We start from the raw sequence: 3,346 nt of genomic DNA on the forward strand, positions 1-3,346 counted from the left end.
CGCAAACGCTGGACCATGCGATGGAAGCCCGCACTCCAGGCCTTCGACATCGCCTTCGACGGCCGACTCTCCGTCGGCCGCCGTTAACTCACATCAGTCGAGTTACACCGCTGGCTGTACAGACCCCGTCGGGGCGGTGGGCCTCCCCCTCGGCGTCCCGGAACCAAGTCTGGCCGTGGGCCCACCGGGTCGGGCTGCCCGCGGAGCCGGGGATGCCGGGCTTGTGCAGCGGCAGGAAAGACGGTTCCTCGCGGCCGGTGGGGGATGGGAATGTGCACTGTGGGGCGGGTTGGGCAGTGGGCTCCGACCTTTAACCGCGGTTAAAGGTCGGAGACTCCGACTGACTTGTCCTGTCTCATCGAAGTTGGTCGTCTGCGCAGCGCTGACCTGCGTGGACTGGATTGGGTGAGACCCGTGGACTCGGTTCGTTGAGACAGGCCGTACCTGTCTGTCTCGTGTGATCGCAGCCGATCTGGTTCGCCCGAAACAGCGTCGGTAGGGTTTCACCGTGCCGTATTCGCCGATGGCGCTCGCTGGTTCCCAGGTCAGCGGCTTGCTTCGACTGGGAGGATCGGCCCATGTCGATGGATCCGTTGGTAGTTCGAGCCCGTGGGCTTTGGGAGGACCTGGCCCGGGTGCCAGTGTCGTTCGCCCCGCCGGGCGGCGTGAACGTGGTGGCCTCCCCGCGGTCCGGGCTGTGCCCGGTTGGCTGGGTCGGGGTCGTGGCTCTGGGTGGATCAGCGATCGTGACCGCGCCGAACGAGCTTGCCGCCGTGATCGTTTGTGAGGCACTGGGGGGACTGCCGGTGGGGGCCGTCGTGGATGGCGCTTTGCTCCGGGAGGCCCTTCCGGTGACTCGAGTGCTCGGGCCTGCGGCGCTGTCATATGTGTCCCCAGCGGGTTTCCGGCCGACGAAACCGGGTGCGTTTACGGTGGAGCAACTGCCAGCCGCTCACCCAGCTTTGCGGAGTTTGGAGCAGTCGGCCGGCCATGAGGATGCCGACGAGGCTGCTCTGGACGAGATCATGTCGCCCGCGTTCGCGGTTCGGGAGCGTGGCCAGGTGGTTGCCGCTGCGGGATACCGGGCCTGGCCGCGACGGACTGCCCACATCGGCGTACTAAGGCGGCCATCCAGCACCCCCAGCGCACTCACCTGCGCGTGAAGCTCTGCCGTGGATGCCCTGCTGTCCCGTCTCACCGATTCCTAATGCGGTCTGTCAAGCCGTGAGGGCCGTTGGTGGAGTGAGCTCATAGCACCGTTCGTCGCGTAGGAGGGCCCAGAGAACGTTGACGCGGCGGCGTGCGAGGGCGAGGGCGAGGACGGCTTGGGTGTGGCGCTTGCCCTCGGCGCGTTTGCGGTCGTAGAACCGGCGGGATTCCTCGGACTTCCGGATGCTGAACAGTGCGGAGGTGTAGAGCACGCGCTGGAGCCGTCGGTTGTATCGCTGGGGGCGCCGCAGGTTGCCGCTGATCTTGCCGGAGTCTCGCGGAACCGGTGCGACCCCACCGAAGGCGGCGAGGCGGGCGGGGGTGCCGAAGATCGTCATGTCGCCGCCGGTGGAGGCCAGGAACTCGGCGCCGAGGATGGTGCCCAGGCCGGGCATGCTCGTGATCACGTCGAAGTGGCGGTGGTCGCGAAACCGGGCCTCAATGAGCTTGTCGAGCTCGGCGACGTGCTCGTTGAGGAGCATCACCTCCCTCACGAGCGTGTGCACCATCTGGGCAGTCAGTTTCTCCCCGGGCAGGCTGGTGTGCTGGCGTTCGGCGGCGGCGACCGCGGTCTCGGCGAGCTGATCGGCGCGGAGGACCTTACGCCGGTGGTCAGGTTCGGGTTGGCCATGTCTCCCATGTTGACGATCGACACTGACAGGCGGGGAGTGAGATCACCGCCCCCTCTCGATCGTGGCGATCACCGTCCCACGCAGCGGAAGCCGATGGGATGCGATGTGGAGTCGCTGTGCCGCTTCGGCCGGCAGCTGGGGATGGTCTCGCAAGTAGGCCGAGGCGAACAGACCAGTGAGAACGATGGCTTCGGGGTAGTGGCCAGTTCGACCCGGGCGCCGGAGTGGCGGCGGGGAACACCGAACGGGTTCTCGCCCAGGACGTCGAGTCAGAAGGGGTCTACCAGCTGCAGCTGGTAGACCCCTTCGCGTCTGTGCGCCCAGATCCTCGCCACCTTGACCTTTAACCGCGGTTAAAGGTCAAGGTGGCGAGGAGATGTCCGTTGTCATCGAACCCAGTCGTTTTGCCATCGAACGGAGTTGTGACTGGAGCCATGGTCAGCGTGGACTCCACCTCCTGCCGTGCTCACCAGCACGCAGCAGCAGCCCTCTCCCGGCCACCGAGAAACCCGGGCAAACGCAGTCCTGTCCAGCACCGCTCCGACGAGGCCTTGGGTCGTTCGCAGGGTGGCCTGACATACAAGATTCACTTGGCCTGTGAGGGCGGTCGCCGCCCGCTCGCAATCGTCATCACGCCCAGCCAGCGGAGCGACGCCCCGCAGCTGATTCCTGTGCTGGAACAGATCTGTGTCCCCCGGCCAGAAGGCGGACACCCCGCACTCGGCCCGACCATCTCGGCGGCGACAAAGCCTATTCGTCGCGTCGCAAATGGGTGTTACCTGCGGCGACGCCAGAACAAGCACACGATCCCGGAGCCCCAGAACCAGCGGGCCAACCGCCAGCGTCGAGGCAGCAAGGGCGGCCGGCCCACCGGCTTGGACAAGGCCCTCTACCAGCGTCGCAACGAGGTTGAGCGGACGATCAACCGGCACAGGACCTTCCGCGTGGTGGCAACGCGGTACGACAAAAGAGCGTTCGTGTTGCACGGCACCGTCACAACAGCTGCGATCCGGCTCTGGCTCCGTCCGTAGTGGGACCCGTAGTGGGACAAAGCCGCGCCTACTCCTCCACGCGTTCCGCTTCGTCCGAGACCCAGGGGAAAGGGACATCGGGCCAGCGGGCAGCGGCCCACACATCGAGGTCCACGGCGAGAACGGCGTCGATGAATACCCGCAGGGGCTGATAGCCGTGTGCGGTGATGTAGTGGCTGATCAGAAACGGTGCGGCGTAGGCAATACCGGGAGAGCCGGGGATGCGGACTTCCCCATTGCCTTCCGGAGCGCCGTCCGGCGGACAGAGGTCGCACTCATGCAGCCCGAGACAGACGTTCATCCACGAGGCAGCCAGTATTCGGGCCGGGGCGCAGGTCGAGCACCTGGCCTCGGCTGTTCAGCCGAATTGATCGCTGAGGTGGAGCTGGCAACACGAAAGGTGCCCTGACCTGCAAGGATTCGAGTGTCTAGGTCGAATCGTAAACGCAGGGGCGGGGCACCTTTCTGGTGGTA

At 66.1% G+C, this 3,346-nt stretch carries 2 protein-coding genes and 1 pseudogene; 1 reads left to right on the plus strand and 2 read right to left on the minus strand.

Translation table 11 applies throughout. The annotated features are described in order from the left end of the window. Nucleotides 1-1,217: 1,217 nt before the first annotated feature. Nucleotides 1,218-1,814 (minus strand): annotated as a pseudogene (locus tag OTB20_RS41905) (transposase); the annotation flags it as partial. Nucleotides 1,815-2,284: 470 nt separating this feature from the next. Between OTB20_RS41905 and OTB20_RS41910 the strand changes: the two are divergent. Then, nucleotides 2,285-2,872, plus strand: a complete 588-nt coding sequence (locus OTB20_RS41910; protein WP_420716620.1) for a transposase — start codon at nt 2,285-2,287, stop codon at nt 2,870-2,872. A gap of 28 nt (nt 2,873-2,900) precedes the next feature. On the opposite strand, the gene OTB20_RS41915 is transcribed toward OTB20_RS41910, so the two are convergent. Next, entirely contained in the window at nt 2,901-3,173 is a 273-nt protein-coding gene (locus OTB20_RS41915) for a hypothetical protein (RefSeq protein ID WP_267825145.1), read from the minus strand. Between the last annotated feature and the right edge of the window lie 173 nt (nt 3,174-3,346).

The organism is Streptomyces sp. H27-H1 (assembly GCF_026627445.1).
GTDB lineage: Bacteria > Actinomycetota > Actinomycetes > Streptomycetales > Streptomycetaceae > Streptomyces.

Coding starts and splice junctions, on each gene's coding strand:
- OTB20_RS41915 (WP_267825145.1), bottom strand. CDS start 3,173: ATGAACGTCTGTCTCGGGCTGCATGAGTGCGACCTCTGTCCGCCGGAC.